Consider the following 17,726-nt stretch of genomic DNA (forward strand, 5'->3'; position numbering starts at 1 on the left):
GCAATTCATTTAGTCGTGCTTTCTCTTTTTTTCCTTTTCATAAAAAAGGAAAAATCGCTTTATATAACGAATAAGTTTATGAGATAGTAAGAAGTGTAATATTTTAAAATATGAAAAATGGAGTGATTTATATGGAATTAAAACGGGATGCATTTAAAGCCTATGACATTCGGGGGAAATATCCAGAAGAAGTCAATGAGGAACTGGCGTATCGTATCGGACGTTCTTTTGTTGAATTGTTCAAAGCTAAAAAAGTCGCGGTCGGTCATGATATTCGTCTTTCCGGTCCAAGCGTGCAAGCTGCTTTGGTACGTGGTTTAACGGAAATGGGCTGCGATGTAGTGGATATCGGTCAGTGTGGTACGGAAATGATTTATTTTGCTACAGCTTATTTGAAAATTGATGGCGGCATTATGATTACAGCCAGTCATAATCCGAAAGAATATAATGGCATGAAACTTGTTCGTGAACAGTCAAAACCAATCAGCAGTGATACAGGGCTTAAAGATATTGAAGAACGTGCGATCACAGGTGTGTTTGAGCCAGTGATCGGTGTTACTGCCGGAACCGTTGAAGCGGTTGATATCATGCCGGAATACATCAAACATTTGCTTACATATGTTGATATCAGTGCGTTGAAACCGCTCAAAATTGTGGCAAATACTGGCAATGGTGCGGCAGGACCGATTATTAATGAACTGGAAAAACATTTACCGTTTCAATTTATTAAAGTGTTTAATGAACCGGATGGCAATTTCCCGAATGGTGTACCAAATCCAATTCTCGAAGAAAATCGCGAAGCAACGGCTAAGGTGATTCGTGAAACGAAAGCGGATATTGGCATTGCCTGGGATGGTGATTTTGATCGCTGTTTTATGTTTGATGAAAACGGTGAATTTATCGAAGGGTATTATATGGTTGGATTCCTTGCCAAAGCTTTCTTAAGGAAATTGCCTGGATCGAAGATTATTTATGATCCACGCCTTACTTGGAACACCATTGAACTTGTCGAAGCCGATGGCGGTACACCGGTAATGTGTAAGAGCGGTCATGCTTTTATTAAGGAACGGATGCGTAAAGAAGGCGCTGTTTATGGTGGTGAAATGTCAGCCCATCATTATTTCAAAGATTTTTCCTATTGTGACAGTGGTATGATTCCTTGGCTTTTGGTATTGGAACTGATTTCGCGAGCTGGCAAACCATTCTCGCATTTGATGTCAGAACGCATGAATCGTTATCCGATCAGTGGGGAAATTAACAGCAAGGTCGTTGATGCCAAAGCTGTTATTGCTAAAATCGAAGCACAATATGGTCCCAGTGGTACGGTTACAAAAGTCGATGGACTCAGTATTGAATATCCACAGTGGAGATTCAATCTTCGCATGTCGAATACAGAACCGGTTATTCGTTTGAATGTTGAAACACGGGAAGATGCAGCATTATTAAAAGAAAAAACCGATGAATTATTAGCAATTATTCGCGGCTGAATGAATTCATTTATAGATAGGATGAAACTTTATGCAGAAAATTCGCAAGGCCATTATTCCAGCAGCGGGACTGGGAACGCGGTTTTTACCAGCGACAAAAGCTCAGCCAAAAGAAATGCTGCCGATTGTTGATAAACCAGCAATTCAATTTATTGTTGAAGAAGCAATTGCTTCTGGAATTGAAGAAATTCTCATCATTACCGGACGTAATAAACGGTCCATTGAAGATCATTTTGATCGCTCAATTGAACTCGAAATGCAGTTAAAAGAGCAGGGAAAATATGAATTACTGGGTACGATTGAAGAAATATCCAATATTACCATTCATTTTATTCGGCAAAAAGAAGCAAAAGGGCTGGGACACGCGGTTCTTTGTGCCAAACAGTTCGTGGGCAATGAACCTTTTGCTGTTATGCTGGGGGATGATATTGTCGATGCAAAAGTTCCTTGTTTGGCGCAGCTTATCGATGTTTATGATGATTTGGGCGGCAGCGTGCTTGGCGTACAGCGTGTGCCTAAATCACAGGTGCCGAATTATGGAATCATTGACCCGACTCCTATTAAACAAAATGTTTGGCAGGCGCTTAAATTAATTGAAAAACCATCGATCGAAGAAGCACCATCTGATTTAGCTGTTTTAGGCCGCTATATTTTGACACCGGAAATTTTTGAAATTCTGGAACATACAAAACCAGGTCGTGGCGGTGAGATACAATTGACAGATGCTATTGGTGAATTGGCAAAAATTCAGCGTGTGTATGCATATAATTTTTATGGACGGCGTTATGATATTGGCGATAAGGAAGGTTTTCTCGAAGCAACAGTTGAATATGCTTTGAAAAGACCAGAACTTAGGGATCGTTTTTTGGCCTATATGGTCAAAACGGTTGGACCACTTCTGGAAAAACATTCCGAACTGGCTGAAAACGACCACAAAGAATAATCTTAAATCGGACTTAACAGTCAAACGTCTGCGTGCTATAATATTTTATACCACCAATTGTTTGAGGTGTTGCATGTTTTATAAATTTTAAAAATGAAGGTGTAATAAATGAGTTTAGAATTAAAATCTGGATTTTCGTTTGATTATGAAAATTTATTTGGTGAAGGTAAAGTAACAGCAGCAGATCTGAAGAGTTTTGAAGCAGATTTGAAAAAGGCCCATGAAGCAATGAAAGTGATGCGTAAAACTGGTTTTGTTGCTGGTCATCTTTCGAAAGACGGGGAACCGGAGAAAGTTTTATTTAGTGAACTTCCTTATATTGAAGAAGGTCATTTGAATTCACCAAAATCAATCGCTCGCTTAAGTAAGCTAACTGCATCCGTACAAAATCGCGTGGATGCGGTTGTGTCGCTTGGTATAGGCGGTTCATTCCTCGGCAATAAAGTTTTGTTTGATGTTCATTGCGGTGAGTTCTGGAACAGTAAATCAAAAGCAGAACGTGACGGATTCCCAAGAGTTTATTTTAGTGGCAATAATATTGATCCAAGAAGGACTACCGATTTGATCGAACATATTAATGCTTCGGCTAAAGTGGCGAGCTGCCATGGCGAAAAACGTCCATACCATGTTATGCTGCTTTTGATTTCAAAGTCTGGCGGTACGCTTGATACGATGTCTAATTTCATGGTTATTTATGAAGCCCTGAAAAAAAATCCTGAAGTTGAAGTTGAAGTAATTGCTGTAACAGATCCGAATGAAAAACAGCCAACACTTTTAAAGAAATTGGCCACGGAACAAAAATGGCCTACGTATAGTGTTCCTGATGGTGTTGGGGGAAGATTCACTATTTTTTGTGAAGTTGGTCTCACTTTGGCGGCTTGCATTGGTTTTGATATTGAAGCATTTCTTGCTGGTGCAAAAGCAATGGACCAGGTTTGTCAAAATGATGATATCTGGCAGAATCCAGCAATGCTTAATGCAGCACTTAAATTTATTGCATCAGAAAAACATGGTCGTGATATTGAAGTTATGATGCCATATGGTGATTATCTGAAATCTGTTTCGGAATGGTATATTCAACTGCTAGCTGAATCGCTTGGTAAACAGTTTGATAAACAGGGCAATGAAGTTTGTTATGGGAGAACGCCAGTTGTTGCGGTGGGAACAACGGATATGCATGCACAAACACAGCAGCATCAAGAAGGCAAACTCAATAAAATCGTTCAATTTATTCGTATCCAAAAATGGGATGTTGATCCTGTTATCCCGGATGCTTTTCCATCCGCACCTAAATTATCCGATATTTCGGGCGTTACGATGAGTCAAGCCTTAGATGTAGCGTTGCAGTCTAATGCAGATGCTTTGGCGTCGAATCAGCGTTTTAGTGCCGTATTTAATTTACCAGAACTCACTCCATATCATTTGGGTGAACTGCTTTATATGCTGGCAATGTCCATTGCGTATGAAGGTGAACTTGCCAATGTTGATGCATTTAATCAGCCGGGGGTTGAAGGGTATAAACGGATTATGGGACCTAAACTGCAAGCTCTTAAAAATAAATAAAATATATACTTTAAATCCTGTCGGAATTCGACAGGATTTTTTTTATTTAAGGAGAAGAGTATACTTAATCATTTTTATGAGAATCTGAAAAAAGGTGGACTGTATATGAAGATAGAATTGAAAAAATTTTTCGGTATCCGTAAAAATCAAGGCTGCCTGCTCGTTTTATTGCTTGTGCTTTTATATGCAGGCTGGGGAAATACAGACGAGACGATAGCAAATAGTACATATAACGGATCAAAAGATAGCGAACATAGTCAGGTTCAAAAGAATCTGGTGCAGGCCGTGCAGGGCAGTGAAGAAAAAATGCAGGGGCGCGATCCCTTTACTTTAGCAGAAAAAGACAGAAAAATGGAATTGGTTGACAATGTAGCAAAAATTTCTAATCTAGGTAAATCTACGGTAAACGTTATGGAGCAGCTGCCGGGTATAAAAAAGATTATAGAAAAGAAAAAGGTAATGGCAGATAAGCTTGTCTTAAAAGGGATTTTAGCTGGATCTGAGCAAAAAATTGCTTTAATTGAATCAGGTAAAGAAAGCTTTTCCTGCCAAATTGGTACAATCATTAAAAATTATGAAGTTTTGGCAATTACGGATACAGCTGTAAGACTTAAAGGGCTTGACGGAGAGCAGCTGCTGCAGCTTGAACAATAAAAATTATCCCCAAAAAGAGAAACAGGAGATGACATGATGCTGTCTGGAAATAAGATCCAGATTTTGCTGCTTTGTTTTAGTTTATTTTTGCTAGGCAGTCCAGTTTATGCTGCCGAAACAATTTCTTTAAATGTATATAATGGTGAAGTTCGCGATGTTTTGACGTCATTGGCCATATTGGGACATGTTGATATTGTAGCGGATGATTTAGTGACAGGAAAGATTACGGTGCAGATGGAGTCGATAGATTTTGATACGGCTCTGAATGTTATTACAAAAATGAAAGGTTTGGTCTATCAAAAACAAGGCAATGTTATTCTTATTGGCAAAAAGGATACGATGCAAAATAATTTTGGCACATTGCATGTTATGAAGTTAAAGTTTATCGATTGGCGCTGTGCAGGGGAGGCGGCAACTTTAGTACTCGGTGAAGCAGGAATCAATCCAATTATGCAGAATACTAAAGATATTGCAAAAAATAATGTGCATGAAGTAGATAATGCAAAAAATCGAATAAGTAAACGTTTAATGATTGATGAACAAACCAATTCACTGCTTTTTTATGGAACGGATGAAGAGGCAGCAAATATTATGCAGATGTTAGAAAAAATTGATATACCGGCACAGCAAGTTTCATTGGAAGCCAAAGTTATTGCAATCAATAAAGATGCGGCGAAGAACCTCGGTGTGGAGTGGGAGTGGTCTAAAGTGCCGCAATATCCTGCTTATACGACGGAATATGAAACTTTAGAAAATACGGTTGTTTTGCCTGATGGGACACTGAAGAAAATAACGGAGGATATTCCTAAGCAGAATGTGCAGAGACAATGGAAAAATGGTGAATCAATTCCGGGAATTATTAAATTTGGTCATGGCCCGGAGGGACATCCATTTGAATTTTATTATGCGGCGACACTCAATGCACTGATTAGTGATGGCAAAGCCAATGTTTTGGCAAGGCCAAATATTATGACGATTCAGGGAAAAGAAGCTGTAATTAATATTGGTGGTGAAGTTCCTGTGCCAACGGTATCTACAACGAATTCGACGACAACTACGTCGATTGTGTATCGTGAGGCAGGTATTATTTTACGTTATACGCCGCGGATAAATAAAGATGGGTTTATTACAGCGGAGGTTCATACTGAGGTGAGTTCACCGATGTATGTGGAAGATTTAAAAGCCTACCGATTCAGTAAAAGGTCCGCAGATACGAACATCCGGCTTAAAGATGGTCAAACTATGGTGATTGGCGGTTTGATTGGCAGTGAAGACTCAAAATCAATCAGTAAGATTCCTTTTTTAGGGGATATTCCAATTTTGGGACGTTTTTTTCGAAATGAAAAGCAGAGCAAAAGTGAATCGGAAGTGATGATCTTTTTGACTGCACATATTGTAGATTGACAGGGAAGTGTAAAAATGGCAATAAAAATACTAATAGCAGATGATCATGCGCTTTTACGACAAGGCATAAAAAAAGTTTTGAATTTTGAAGAGGATTTAGAGGTGATTGGTGAAGCCGAAGATGGTCAGGATGCTTTGGCAAAAACAATGGTTTTACAGCCGGATATTTTGCTTTTGGATCTGAATATGCCGATTTTGAGCGGTCTTGATGTGACACGTCAATTGCAGATGGCTAAGGTGAAAACCAAAATCATTGTGCTTACGATTCATGATAGCGATAATTATGTAATTGAACTTTTAAAAAGTGGTGCGGATGGGTATTTATTGAAAGATGTAGAACCTTCTATGCTGATAAAGGCAATTCATGTCGTTTATGCAGGCAATGCTTTTGTTTATCCCAAATTGGAAGAAAAATTATTTGGTGATTTGAATTCAGATGATGATGTTAATGAGAAGGCTCGTGAAATGTGGCGGCAATTTCGTCCAGAACGATTAACAACACGCGAAATGGACGTATTGCGTTGTATTGCAAGAGGGTTTAACAATCAGGAAATTTCACAGGCACTTTTTGTGAGTGAAAAAACAGTTAAAAATCATTTGACGAATATTTTTCGTAAAATCAATGTGAATGATCGTACCCAAGCCTTAATTTATGTACTTAAAAATAAAATAATGACATTAGATTAAGGCAAAGCTCTCAAATTTAAATTTGGGAGCTTTTTTGATTTGCAATGTGTTAGAAGCAGTGTATAATTATTTTATGTGTTTTTTTGAAAATATGACGATAAAAATGGAATTTAGGAGAATAATATTATATAATGGTAAGAGAAAGTGAATGTCATTCGTATTTGATGAACTTTCATTCTTACTTATAGAGTAAACGAAGTTGGTTATAGGTTTTAAAGAGGTGCAAAAATTGTCTCTATATCCGATTAATTTAGATTTAAAACGTAAAAAGTGTGTAGTTATCGGCGGTGGCAAAGTGGCAATGCGTAAAGTTAAGACATTGCTGAAGGCACAGGCACAGGTTACCGTGATTGCACCGAGTTTGGCTGCTTCCTTAGTAGAGCTCGCACAAGCGGAAGTAATTGTTTACAAACAAAAAGAATATAAGTCTGGAGATATGACTGGATTTTTTTTGGCCATCTGCGCGACCGATTCTTCTTTTGTAAATGCTGAGGCAGCGAAGGAAGCGAAGTTGAAGCATATATTAGTTAATGTAGTGGATCATTCTTTTCCTGGTGATTTTACAGTACCGGCTCAAGTTAGCCGGGGCGATTTACTGCTTACGGTTTCAACGGGCGGCAAATCTCCCGCATTGGCGCGTCAGCTGCGAATTGAACTTGAAAAAGAATATGGCGATACATATGGAATATTATTGGATATTATTGAAAAAGTTCGCTTGGAACTTAAAATGGTTCTGCCCAAAAGCAAAGAGCGAGAACAGTTTTGGCAGCAAGCGATGAATACCAAGATCCTTGCATTCGTAAAACAAGGAAAGTTAGAAGAGGCGGAGGCTGAAGTTAGAAATGCAATTGATAGTTTTAGGTCTAAATCATAAGACGGCACCAGTGGATGTGCGTGAACGTTTTTCGATTCCGGAAGAGAAAATCCGGAGGGGGCTCAGACATATCGATGAATATGATGCAATGAATGAAGTAGTCATTCTTTCGACTTGTAATCGCAGTGAGGTGTATGCGGTTGTGGAAGATGCAGATGAAGATTTGCCGATGCTAAAACAGTTTTTATTTGATTTGGCGGGCAATGAAGAAGATATTGATGATTATTTATTTTATTATGGCGGTGAAGAGTGCATTTCACATTTATTTGAAGTTTCATCCAGTCTGGATTCTTTAGTGATTGGTGAAGGCCAGATTTTGAGTCAGGTCAAAAAAGCTTATGCGATTGCACGTGAAGAGGGAACAACGAGTACCGTTTTAAATACATTATTCCATAGGGCGATTGCAACTGGTAAACGTGTTCGAACAGAAACACGGATTGCCTATAATGCAGTTTCCGTCAGTTATGCAGCGGTTGAACTGGCCAAAAATATTTTTGGCGATCTTACGAAGGCACGGGTACTTTTGCTGGGAGCCGGCCAGATGGGGGAACTTACCGCACAGCATCTTGTGGATAAAGGCGTTGAAAAAGTTTATGTGGCCAACCGCAGCTATGAAAGAGCCGCAGAACTGGCGGAGAAATTTCATGGCGAACCAGTTGTGTTTGAACAGGCTATGAAGCAGGCTGTGGGGGTTGATATTATTATTACATCAACAGGAGCGCCGCATTATATTGTGAATACCTGGGAAACTCAGCAGCTTATGACAAAGCGGAAAGGTCGTCAAATCGTGTTTATCGATATTGCTGTACCGCGTGATGTGGAACCAGAAGTTGCTGATATCAAAGGTGTGCAGCTCTATAATATTGATGATCTGGAAGCCGTTGTTGATGAGAATATTAAAGTTCGTGAACAAGAAGCAGAACAGGCGCGTGATATTATCGAAGAAGAAGTATATGAATTGGTCAATAAATTCCGTTATTTGTCATTTCGTCCCGTTATGGCACTTTTGGCGGATAAAGCGGATCGGATTCGCTGTCGTGAAGTGAAACGAGCTATGGCAAAACTTTCGGACATTACACCAGATCAGCGCAAAGTCATGGAAAATATGACGAAAATGATTGTACGCAAATTGCTGCGGGAACCGATGACAAAAATCAATGGGTCAGCGGGTAGTGCCAATGAGCAGTATTATATTGATGCAATGCGCAATTTATTTAAACTTGATACGGTAAGGGAGCAGAGCAGTGAAGAAAAACATCATTATCGGTACGCGCAGCAGTAAGCTGGCGCTTTGGCAGGCAGAGCATATCGCAGCTTGCTTGAAAAAACAATATCCGGGCCTTACGGTTGAATTGAAACATGTCATGACCACGGGGGATAAGATACTTGATACACCGCTGGCTAAAATTGGCGGTAAGGGGCTTTTTACGAAAGAATTGGAAACGGAAATGCTGGCGGGTGATATTGATTTTGCTGTACATAGTTTAAAAGATATGCCGACGCAAATACCGGATGGCCTTTGTCTTGCTGTTATTACGAAACGTTTTGATTCAGGAGATGCTTTGGTCAGTCCAAAATATAAAACGCTACAGGCACTGCCGCAAGGGGCCAAAGTTGGCACATCGAGCCTTAGACGTAAGGCTCAGCTTTTGCATGTTCGCCCAGATCTCAATATTTGTGATTTGCGCGGTAATGTTAATACGCGGTTAAAGAAACTTGAAACAGAAAATTTTGCGGCGATTGTACTGGCAGTGGCTGGTCTAAAAAGACTGGGGCTTGCCGATTTGATTACGGATATTATTTTGCCGGAAATTTGTTTACCGGCTGTTGGACAGGGTGCGTTGGCGATTGAAGCACGGGCCGGAGACGCAGCAGTTTTAGAACTTCTGGCTTTTTTAAATGACGCAGAGTCTGTACAAAATTCTACGGCGGAACGAGCTTTTTTAGCGGCGGTCGAAGGTGGCTGTCAGGTTCCGGTGGGCGTTTATGCAGAAACGAAAGAAAATCAGCTGCATGTTGAAGCAGTTATTGCCTCGGTAGATGGCAAACGCTTGCTTCGTGATTCAATTACGGGCGCTGGTGTCGATGCCGATAAACTTGGGTTTGCTTTGGCACAGCGCCTGTTAGATGCTGGTGGTCGGCAGATTATGCAGGAATTAGGACTTTTATTGTAAAATTTTTTATAAAGAGGGTGCTTCAATATCGAGTTTCTGTTTTGTAAAAGCAGAAAACGAGAGGCAGCCTCTTATTTATAGGAGGATATATAATGGCAGGTATGGTGTATTTGGTCGGAGCAGGTCCTGGAGATTATCAATTGATTAGTGTGAAGGCTTGTGAATATTTAAAAAATGCCGATACGGTTGTTTACGATCGTTTAGCGGATGAAAGAATTTTAAGTTATGCACCAAAGGGCGCAGAATTTATTTATGTTGGTAAGGCATCAAGTCAGCATACCATGAAACAGGATGATATTAATCAACTTTTGGTAGACAAAGCCAAAGAAGGTAAGGTTGTTGTCCGTCTAAAGGGCGGCGATCCATTTGTTTTTGGCCGTGGTGGCGAAGAAGCATTACTGCTATATGAAAATAAACTCCCTTTTGAAATTGTACCAGGGATTACATCAGCGATTTCTGTGCCAGCTTATGCGGGAATTCCCGTTACACATCGGGCGGTTGCAACTTCATTTGCTGTTATTACGGGGCATGAAGATCCAACAAAAGGAAATTCCAATATGCGTTGGGATAAATTATCGACAGCGGTTGATACACTGGTATTTTTGATGGGGGTCGAAAATCTGCCGCATATTACGGCGAAGCTCATTGAAAATGGCCGCAGTGCGGACACACCGGCGGCTGTTATTCGCTGGGGAACCAAACCAGAGCAGCGTGTACTTGTAACGACGGTTGGTGAAGCTGCTGAAGCGGTGCGGAAAAACAATCTTAAGCCGCCAGCCATTTTTATTGTGGGTGATGTGGTCAATTTGCGAGAAAAATTGGCCTGGTTTGATAATCGATTATTGTTTGGTAAAACGGTATTGGTAACGAGAGCTCGTGAGCAGGCCTCAAAATTAACCAGTCGATTAGAAGCACTGGGGGCACGCTGTATCGAAGCACCATCCATTAAAATGGCAGCACCAGCCGATGCTTATCGTGGTGTTGATCAGGCAATGGATGACTTGGCAGGTTATGATTGGCTGATGTTTACAAGTACCAATGGTGTGGAACATTTTTTTGATCGACTTTTTTCCAAGGGCTTTGATACACGTCGTTTGGGAACCGCTAAAATTGCAGCGATCGGTGCAGCAACGGCGCAAAAACTTCGTGAATACGGGATTATAGCGGATGTGGTACCCGTTGAGTTTAGAGCTGAAGGTATTATTGAGGCAGTCAAAGAGCAGATTACAGCAGGCATGAAGATACTCATTCCACGGGCGCAGGAAGCACGTGAAATCCTGCCAGAAAAATTGCGTGAACTGGGAGCTGTTGTCACGGTTGTGCCAGTGTATCAAACCATAGAAGGTGACTTGAATGGTCAAGAAATCAAAACGATGTTAAAAAATGGTGAAATTGATTTGGTTACGTTTACTAGTTCATCGACGGTAAAAAATTTGCTCAATATTTTAGGTACTGATGGTTCCGCGTTGGTCAATCAAGTTAAAACAGCTTGTATTGGCCCAATTACGGCGCAGACTTGCCTGGAACATACAATCAATCCGGCAATTGTTGCTGAAACGTATACAATTGCTGGACTTGTGGAAGCGATCGAAGCCGATTTTTCAGCAAAAGCATGATCTGGATTTTTAGATAAATATAATATATGGGGTGGAAAAAATGATGAAGCAAACATTACGACCACGCAGAATGCGTATTTCAGAAGGTGTACGGTCCATGGTACAAGAAACGACATTATCGGCGAAAGATTTTGTATATCCGATTTTTGTTGTGCCGGGCGAAAATGTTAAAACAGAAATTCCCAGCATGCCAAATTGTTATCATTTATCAGTCGATAATGCGGTTAAATTAGCCAAAGAAATTTATGAATTAGGGATTCCAGCGGTTGAAATATTTGGCCTGCCTGAATATAAAGATGAAATAGGATCCAGTGCCTGGGATGCGACGAGCCCTGTACAAAGAGCCATGAAAGCTATAAAAACAGAATTACCAAAACTTGTTATTATTGGTGATGTATGTATGTGCCAATATACAAGTCATGGACATTGTGGGAAATTGTGCGGTGAATATGTCGATAATGATGCTACGCTTGAACTGCTGGCTAAAGTTGCGGTAAGTCAGGCTGAGGCTGGGGCAGATATGATCGCACCATCGGATATGATGGATGGACGCGTGGCCGCAATTCGTGAGGCTCTGGATGCGGCGGGCTTTATTAATGTATCGATTATGTCATATGCGGTAAAATATGCATCGGGATATTATGGACCATTCCGTGATGCGGCTGATTCTGCACCGCAGTTTGGTGATCGTCGTTCTTATCAGATGGACCCGGCCAATTCTCGCGAGGCGATGAAGGAAGTAGAACTCGACCTTGCTGAAGGTGCTGATATTATTATGGTAAAACCAGCTTTGGCGTATTTAGATATTGTGCGTCAGGTTCGCGATAATATTGATCATCCGATTGCTGTATACAATGTAAGCGGTGAATATGCAATGGTCAAAGCAGCTGCTGCAAATGGCTGGATTGATGAAAAACGTATCGTTTTGGAAACGTTGACGAGTATGAAACGGGCGGGAGCAGATATCATTATTACATATCATGCCATTGATGCTGCCAGATGGCTCAAAGAATAGGGGTTATGGTGTCCTGACGATTGCCATATAAAATGTTTAATGCGTTCTATATAATTAGAAAAGGAGGATTTTGAAATGGCTCTTAATTTAGCGAAATCAGCGGAAGCGTTTGCTGAAGCGAAACAATATATGCCCGGTGGGGTAAACAGTCCAGTGCGCTCTTACCGGAGTGTGGATTGTGATCCGCCGTTTATTGCGAAGGCAAAAGGAAGTAAAATTTATGATATTGATGGTAATGAATATATAGATTATGTAGGGTCCTGGGGTCCAATGGTCATTGGACATGCGCATGAAGCGGTTGTTAAGGCTCTCCAAAAGGCAGTGGAACTGGGAACAAGTTATGGGGCGCCAACGCTTTTGGAAACAGAACTGGCAAAACGGGTCAAACATCTTATGCCATCGATTGAAATGATCCGCATGGTAAATTCTGGTACGGAAGCAACGATGAGTGCGCTGCGTTTGGCTCGTGGCTTTACCGGACGGGAAAAAATCGTAAAATTCATTGGCTGTTATCATGGACATCATGACAGTTTACTGGTAAAAGCCGGTTCTGGTATGGCTACGTTTGGTGTTCCTGACAGCCCTGGCGTGCCGAAAAGTGTGGCAGAAAATACGATTACGGTTCCGTATAATGATGTTGAAGCCATCCGTAAGGTTATGGCGGAAAGCGGCAAGGAGATTGCGGCGATTATTGTTGAGCCAGTTGCGGGGAATATGGGGCTTGTTTTGCCAAAACAAGGCTATTTGAAAGAGCTTCGAGTTTTGACGGAAGAGGCCGGAGCTCTGTTGATCTTTGATGAAGTTATGTGTGGGTTCCGTGCTTCTTTGGGCGGTGCGCAGGCTGCATATGGCATCGTGCCGGATTTGACTTGTCTGGGTAAAATTATCGGCGGTGGTCTTCCCGTTGCGGCTTATGGCGGACGTAAGGATATCATGCTGCAAATTTCACCAGCAGGTCCAGTCTATCAGGCAGGAACACTTAGCGGGAATCCTTTGGCGATGACAGCGGGGATTGAAACGTTAAAAATTATGACGGCAATACCGGAAGATGGTCAGCCGGATTATAGTCGTGTGCTGACTCTTAAAACGAAAAAACTACTTTTAGGTTTGCAAGTCGAAGCGAAAAAAGCCGGATTAAAATTGCAATTTCATCAGGCTGGCTCTATGTTTGGTATTTTCTTTAATGAAAATCCAGTTTATGACTATGAAACAGCCGCGGCTTCGGATGCGGAAGCTTTTAAGGTTTATTTCAAATCGATGCTGGAACAGGGCATATATTTAGCTCCATCGCCATTTGAAACTGCATTTATGTCTGGGGCTCATAGTGATGCTGATATTGAAAAAACAATACAGGCTGCAGCCATTGCTTTCGCAAAAGTGGCAGCAATGACGAAATAAAAGGTGAGACGCAATACTTACCTAAGAAAAAGCTTGTCAATTAAAAGATTGTAAGTTATAATAATGTACATTCAAGTACGCCTTAAAAAAACATATGTATACCGAATGAAGTTTGCGGAAGAGAGGCCAAGGCCCGCCGAAGGAGTAACACTCTCAGGCATTCACAATGGTGTGAATAGAACCGCAAGTGGACGGGACTCTGGAGAGTGCTCTTAATTGAGACGCCGAAGGTGAAAGCGGATTGTAATCTGTAAATCTCTCAGGCAAATGGACAGAGACAGGCATGCTTTAACAAGCGAATTTTCGATTGTTGAAGTCTGTTTTGCCTATGCAATTTTTGATATCCAGAGTCAAATCATTTATGATTTGACTCTTTTTTATTGAGGGTTTAGCAGATTTTTCAATTCGTCATATATTTTTTACTGGAGATTGAAAATGATATGGTTGGAAAGAGGTTTTTTTATGCGTAATACGTTTAAAGCAATGATTGTTATGATACTGGTAGGTTTGATGGGAACATTAGCTGGCTGTGGCGGCGAATCAAACACGATTAAGATTGGTCTATTAAATGAAATGACAGGCGGCAATGCAACACTCGGCACATCTTCGGCAAATGGTGCGAAAATGGCCTTTAAAGAATATAATGACAAGGGCGGTCTTTTAGGCAAACAAATTGAGGCAGTTGTGGCCGACAATAAATCGGAGCCGGCTGAAGCTTCTAATGCTATGACAAAACTGGTTACGCAAGATAAAGTAGTGGCTGTTACCGGAACTTTTTCGAGTTCCAATGCAATTGCAGCTGCAAGTGTAGCTGCGGCGTCGAAAGTTCCTTATCTTGTATCGGGAGCGACGAATCCGAAAGTTACAGTGGATGAAAAAACGGGTAAAGTAAATGATTATGTATTTAGGGTTTGCTTTATTGATCCTTTTCAGGGAACCGTAGCAGCTAATTTTGCCTTGAATAATCTTCATTTAAAAAAAGCAGTTGTTCTGGTTGATAATAGTAGTGATTACAGCAAGGGGTTGTCGGATTTCTTTAAGGACGCCATGAAGCAGGGTGGTGGCGAAATTTTGGGTGAAGAAGCGTATTTGCAAAAAGATCAGGATTTTAAAGCAATTTTAACGAAAATAAAAACATTAAATCCAGACATTGTTTATATCCCAGGGTATTATGAAGAAGTTGGCAAGATTGTCAAACAAGCTCGTGAACTTGGTATTACAGCAGTCATGATTGGTGCTGATGGATGGGATTCTCCTAAACTAGCTGAAATAGCAGGTGCTGATGCACTGAACCATACTTTTTTCACGAATCATTATGCCGTTGATTCCAAAGAACCTGTAGCACAGGCTTTTGCTGAGGCTTATGAAAAAGAATATGGACAAAAACCGGATGCGTTAGCGGTTCTTGGTTATGATGCAGCGAAAGTCTTGATTGATGCGATTGAACGGGCTAATAGTACAGATCCGGCAAAAATAACGGAAGCACTGGCTGTGACTAAAGATTTCAATGGTATAACGGGAGCGATTACTTTAAATGAAACACATGATGCAATTAAAAGCGCGGTTGTTATTGAAATGATTGATGGCAAACAAACTTTTAAAGCAAATGTAAAACCTTGAGAATTGTTTTTTAAAAGATGACATAACAAAAAACCTCTAAGTATAGATTTACATCTATGCTTGGAGGTTTTTTTATAAGAACTTTATTTTAAATAGTCACTTTGTGCTCAATCGGTGTAATTAAAACGTCAATCTTGTCACCATTTTTGACGGGGGTGATAAACTCAGCGGATTTACCGTTGACGAGAATTTTAAACGTTACTTGACTTAAAGCACTTGGTGGATGAAAATCCGCCGCGAGCAGTACATCACTGACAATTGTTGTTTTGCGTTCGGATAGAGTGTATTCTATTTCGCTGCCATCATAGACAATTGTATTGGCTGTAGCAGATTTGCCGTTGACTGTCATTTGGCAGTTGGCCGCTGGCATTTTACATTCTGATTTATTAAAGTAGATAATCATATGCGTATCGAGTTCCGATAGTTTTATAACGTCGCCGAGTTTTGGGGATGTGGGTTCAATAAAATCAATTTCATCATTTGGAAAAACTTCAGTGGAAAGAGTGGCTGGATTTCCATTGATGGTGATGGTCGGTGATACGCTGAACATGGATTGTGCTCCATTTAGAAGATATTTAAATTTGCGCGCAGTGGGAGTGTAGCCAGCTTTTAGTAAGACTTCACCGAGAGTTTTTGTTTCATGCCAAGTGATTTCATCATGATCGACTAGAAGCTGCTGCATATCAGCGGATTGACCGTTGATGAGCGCGGTAGGGGGGATGCTTGTTTTACTGCCATTGATAAAAAGCATGACTGGCGGCATTGGTTTTATAATTGTTTGCAGCTTAACTTCAGGCGCCATGCCATCACAGCCATTTTCAATCGTTATTTTATCGCCATGTTTGATCGGGTCTTTGAGGGCGGCGATTTCTTCATTTAGCGTTATTTTAGCATTTGTTCCCATGGTTCCAGCAAGATATTTTTTTTCGCCATTTAATGTAATCATGAGACCAAGGCCTGGTTTTCCACCGAGCTTTTTCAGATTGATACCAGCGGTCAAAAGTGCATCTGATACCGTCAAATGACCAAAGTTGAACAGACGGAATTCCTGTTCATTTACGGAAATACTTAAAAAGTGTAAGGCATTTAATGAAGCTATTTTGAGTATACCGAGTGGGGTGACAGCATCAGGAGATTTTAGTTCTTCGGGTATACTTTCGATTCCCTCAATTGTTTCTGGCTTACGGACAGCCACCCGTGGGGAAGGAATATCCAGTGCCTGTGCGACCATTTCAGGCAGTTCAGGCGTTAGGGAACCACCGCCAACTAAAAGTACGGCTTGTGGCGCACCACTATTTAATTCTAAAATCTGTTTAGCGATCGCCTGTGCAAGATCTAATATATTGGGCATGACACTGTCAATGACTTCTTTGGGGCTCAGTTTATATTCAACGCCCAGAATGTCCTGGAAGGTTACTTTTCCTGCTTTGTCAGCCGAAATATCGCGCTTTACGGTTTCGGCAATGTTAAAGTCCAGCAGATATTTTTGGGAGATGGCTTCGGTTATTTCGTCGCCGGCAAGTGGAACCATTCCATATCCGGTCACGGAACCATCTTTTGTTACAGCTACATCGGAAGTACCGGCACCAATATCGACTAAGACCAGGTTTAAATGACGCATGGTTGGTGGAATCAATACGTTGATTGCGGCAATCGGTTCCAATGTAAGTGCACTCATTTCCAACTTTGCTGTATCAAGTGCTGACTGCATCGAATCAATGACTTGACGCGGTAGAAATGTAGCAATAACAGTAGCTGTTGCCAGCTTGCCGCGTTGACCGACTAGCGTCTTAAGCTGGGTACCATCTAAGGTATATTTGACGGTACTATATCCTACACAATAATATAGAGTCGGGTCGGCAACTGTATTTGAGGTGGCAAGCTTGTGCTGCGCGGTTTGGATAGCAATAAAATCAAGGCTTCGTTCCGTTTCTGCTGTAATGACTTCGTTAATTTCAAGTTCCGCTTCGGAAGTCATTGTATATAAAGCACGTCCAGCTGCAGCGACGGCAACTTGTTTCAATGGTCCGGTTTTGACCTCCAAAGCATTTTTAACATCTTCCAAGATGGCTGCAACTTGTGGTACATCATGAATCTGTCCATCAAGCATGGCTCTGGTGCGATGTTCTTTCCGTTCGGTGGCAATGATTTTTAATTGGCTGCCGTTTTGTTCGGCAACAATACCAATGACACTTCTGGTGCCGATATCCAAAGAAAATAATAATTTATTTTTTGTAGCCATAGGAAATCTCCTTAACAATAAAGAATTCAATAAAACAATACTACTTGTA

Annotated in this window: 14 protein-coding genes and 1 riboswitch; of the genes, 13 read left to right on the top strand and 1 reads right to left on the bottom strand. The window is 40.9% G+C overall.

Annotated elements, in window-relative coordinates; translation table 11 throughout:
- The first annotated feature begins 131 nt into the window (after positions 1-131).
- From BMY14_RS01420 to BMY14_RS01480, 13 genes are all read left to right on the top strand, one after another.
- Positions 132-1,487 (top strand): phosphohexomutase domain-containing protein, encoded by a 1,356-nt coding sequence (locus BMY14_RS01420; RefSeq protein WP_091828526.1) that lies wholly within the window; start codon positions 132-134, stop codon positions 1,485-1,487.
- A 31-nt stretch (positions 1,488-1,518) separates the two neighbouring features.
- A complete protein-coding gene (gene galU / locus BMY14_RS01425) occupies positions 1,519-2,430 on the top strand; it encodes a UTP--glucose-1-phosphate uridylyltransferase GalU (protein WP_091828528.1) in 912 nt (303 codons plus the stop codon).
- 108 nt (positions 2,431-2,538) lie between these two features.
- Positions 2,539-3,993, top strand: a complete 1,455-nt coding sequence (locus BMY14_RS01430) for a glucose-6-phosphate isomerase (protein WP_091828531.1) — start codon at positions 2,539-2,541, stop codon at positions 3,991-3,993.
- A 105-nt stretch (positions 3,994-4,098) separates the two neighbouring features.
- Positions 4,099-4,647: a hypothetical protein gene (locus BMY14_RS01435; protein ID WP_019552016.1), complete on the top strand. Its 549-nt coding sequence runs from the start codon at positions 4,099-4,101 to the stop codon at positions 4,645-4,647.
- A 36-nt stretch (positions 4,648-4,683) separates the two neighbouring features.
- Complete coding sequence (locus BMY14_RS01440) at positions 4,684-6,051, top strand: secretin and TonB N-terminal domain-containing protein (protein ID WP_091828533.1); 1,368 nt, start codon at positions 4,684-4,686, stop codon at positions 6,049-6,051.
- Positions 6,052-6,066: 15 nt separating this feature from the next.
- Positions 6,067-6,738 carry a response regulator gene (locus tag BMY14_RS01445; RefSeq protein ID WP_091828536.1) on the top strand — a complete coding sequence of 224 codons (672 nt, stop codon included), beginning with the start codon at positions 6,067-6,069 and terminating at the stop codon, positions 6,736-6,738.
- 220 nt (positions 6,739-6,958) lie between these two features.
- Positions 6,959-7,612, top strand: coding sequence for a precorrin-2 dehydrogenase/sirohydrochlorin ferrochelatase family protein (locus BMY14_RS01450; protein WP_245741197.1), 654 nt, complete (start codon positions 6,959-6,961; stop codon positions 7,610-7,612).
- Positions 7,581-8,894, top strand: coding sequence for a glutamyl-tRNA reductase (gene hemA / locus BMY14_RS01455; protein ID WP_019552020.1), 1,314 nt, complete (start codon positions 7,581-7,583; stop codon positions 8,892-8,894). Before BMY14_RS01450 ends, hemA begins: the two co-directional genes overlap by 32 nt.
- On the top strand, positions 8,857-9,786 hold the full coding sequence (hemC, locus tag BMY14_RS01460; RefSeq protein ID WP_091828538.1) for a hydroxymethylbilane synthase: 930 nt from the start codon (positions 8,857-8,859) through the stop codon (positions 9,784-9,786). Before hemA ends, hemC begins: the two co-directional genes overlap by 38 nt.
- A 92-nt stretch (positions 9,787-9,878) precedes the next feature.
- Entirely contained in the window at positions 9,879-11,402 is a 1,524-nt protein-coding gene (gene cobA / locus BMY14_RS01465) for a uroporphyrinogen-III C-methyltransferase (protein WP_177177433.1), read from the top strand.
- A gap of 40 nt (positions 11,403-11,442) precedes the next feature.
- Positions 11,443-12,417: a porphobilinogen synthase gene (gene hemB, locus BMY14_RS01470; RefSeq protein WP_091828542.1), complete on the top strand. Its 975-nt coding sequence runs from the start codon at positions 11,443-11,445 to the stop codon at positions 12,415-12,417.
- A gap of 75 nt (positions 12,418-12,492) precedes the next feature.
- Positions 12,493-13,815, top strand: a complete 1,323-nt coding sequence (gene hemL, locus BMY14_RS01475) for a glutamate-1-semialdehyde 2,1-aminomutase (protein WP_091828544.1) — start codon at positions 12,493-12,495, stop codon at positions 13,813-13,815.
- A gap of 189 nt (positions 13,816-14,004) precedes the next feature.
- Positions 14,005-14,100: riboswitch (glycine riboswitch) on the top strand.
- A gap of 177 nt (positions 14,101-14,277) precedes the next feature.
- Complete coding sequence (locus BMY14_RS01480) at positions 14,278-15,435, top strand: ABC transporter substrate-binding protein (protein WP_177177434.1); 1,158 nt, start codon at positions 14,278-14,280, stop codon at positions 15,433-15,435.
- A gap of 88 nt (positions 15,436-15,523) precedes the next feature.
- Here BMY14_RS01480 and BMY14_RS01485 read toward each other — a convergent pair whose 3' ends face one another.
- Complete coding sequence (locus BMY14_RS01485) at positions 15,524-17,677, bottom strand: cell division protein FtsA (RefSeq protein ID WP_091828548.1); 2,154 nt, start codon at positions 17,675-17,677, stop codon at positions 15,524-15,526.
- Positions 17,678-17,726 lie beyond the last annotated feature (49 nt).

It is taken from the genome of Propionispira arboris (assembly GCF_900109225.1).
Taxonomy (GTDB): Bacteria; Bacillota; Negativicutes; order Selenomonadales; family Selenomonadaceae; genus Propionispira; species Propionispira arboris.

Bases quoted from the DNA above. Each gene is read 5' to 3' on its own strand.
- BMY14_RS01420 (WP_091828526.1), top strand. From the start codon at position 132: ATGGAATTAAAACGGGATGCATTTAAAGCCTATGACATTCGGGGGAAA.
- galU (WP_091828528.1), top strand. From the start codon at position 1,519: ATGCAGAAAATTCGCAAGGCCATTATTCCAGCAGCGGGACTGGGAACG.
- BMY14_RS01430 (WP_091828531.1), top strand. From the start codon at position 2,539: ATGAGTTTAGAATTAAAATCTGGATTTTCGTTTGATTATGAAAATTTA.
- BMY14_RS01435 (WP_019552016.1), top strand. From the start codon at position 4,099: ATGAAGATAGAATTGAAAAAATTTTTCGGTATCCGTAAAAATCAAGGC.
- BMY14_RS01440 (WP_091828533.1), top strand. From the start codon at position 4,684: ATGCTGTCTGGAAATAAGATCCAGATTTTGCTGCTTTGTTTTAGTTTA.
- BMY14_RS01445 (WP_091828536.1), top strand. From the start codon at position 6,067: ATGGCAATAAAAATACTAATAGCAGATGATCATGCGCTTTTACGACAA.
- hemA (WP_019552020.1), top strand. From the start codon at position 7,581: ATGCAATTGATAGTTTTAGGTCTAAATCATAAGACGGCACCAGTGGAT.
- cobA (WP_177177433.1), top strand. From the start codon at position 9,879: ATGGCAGGTATGGTGTATTTGGTCGGAGCAGGTCCTGGAGATTATCAA.
- hemB (WP_091828542.1), top strand. From the start codon at position 11,443: ATGATGAAGCAAACATTACGACCACGCAGAATGCGTATTTCAGAAGGT.
- hemL (WP_091828544.1), top strand. From the start codon at position 12,493: ATGGCTCTTAATTTAGCGAAATCAGCGGAAGCGTTTGCTGAAGCGAAA.
- BMY14_RS01480 (WP_177177434.1), top strand. From the start codon at position 14,278: ATGCGTAATACGTTTAAAGCAATGATTGTTATGATACTGGTAGGTTTG.
- BMY14_RS01485 (WP_091828548.1), bottom strand. From the start codon at position 17,677: ATGGCTACAAAAAATAAATTATTATTTTCTTTGGATATCGGCACCAGA.